At 62.5% G+C, this 344-nt stretch carries 1 protein-coding gene; it reads right to left on the bottom strand.

The features are described 5' to 3' along the window. On the bottom strand, positions 1-344 hold a 344-nt coding region (locus GO615_RS28555; RefSeq protein WP_169133134.1), incomplete at both ends, for a hypothetical protein.

The following is a 344-nucleotide window of genomic DNA, read 5'->3' as shown; positions in this document are numbered from 1 at the left end:
GGGGGCGACCAGATCCACGAAGCCGTCTAACGTCCGCCCCTTGCTCATCCACCACCTGATCAGTTCGGCACGCCCAACGGTGGTCGCCAGATCAACGGAAGCCTGAAGCTCGGGTAGCGTGAGCGCGAGCGCATGTAATCCACACGTGATCACCAACGGCTGATCCTGCTCGACCAACGGCGATGCCTCGGCATACATCCCGGGGGCGACCAGATCCACGAAGCCGTCTAACGTCCGCCCCTTGCTCATCCACCACCTGATCAGTTCGGCACGCCCAACGGTGGTCGCCAGATCAACGGAAGCCTGAAGCTCGGGTAGCGTGAGCGCGAGCGCATGTAATCCAC

The sequence above is a fragment of the Aromatoleum evansii genome (assembly GCF_012910805.1).
Classification (GTDB): Bacteria; Pseudomonadota; Gammaproteobacteria; order Burkholderiales; family Rhodocyclaceae; genus Aromatoleum; species Aromatoleum evansii.
The sequence above is the reverse complement of the archived record's forward strand: the minus strand, read 5'-3'. Positions and strand labels throughout refer to the sequence as shown.